General features: G+C 51.2%; 1 protein-coding gene. It reads right to left on the bottom strand.

Annotated elements, in window-relative coordinates; all coding sequences use genetic code 11:
* Nucleotides 1-283, bottom strand: a 283-nt coding sequence (locus tag M9196_RS23390) for an Ig-like domain-containing protein (RefSeq protein ID WP_250619899.1), incomplete at both ends; no start/stop codon positions are given.

A 283-nucleotide genomic window follows, 5' to 3' on the forward strand; every position in this document is an offset into this window, starting at 1 on the left:
CGTCACCGTGATGGTAATGGTTTGTGGCGCGCTCGCTAAGCCTTCATCGTCCAAGGCGATGTAAGTGAAGGTGACATTTTCCGATTCACCATTGCTGAGCCCTTGGAAGTCATTGCCAGGATCGAAGCTGTATGAGCCATCTGAGTTAAACGTTAGGCTGCCTTTATCGTCTGGCACATCGTCTTGCAATGCGTAAGAGGCAATCACCCCATCGATATCTGACGCGACAGGCACGCTTCTGCTGATTGAGGTGTCTTCATCCGTCATTTCGTCCGCAGGCAAT

Origin of the sequence: Vibrio methylphosphonaticus (assembly GCF_023634655.1) — a bacterium.
GTDB classification, from domain to species: domain Bacteria; phylum Pseudomonadota; class Gammaproteobacteria; order Enterobacterales; family Vibrionaceae; genus Vibrio; species Vibrio methylphosphonaticus.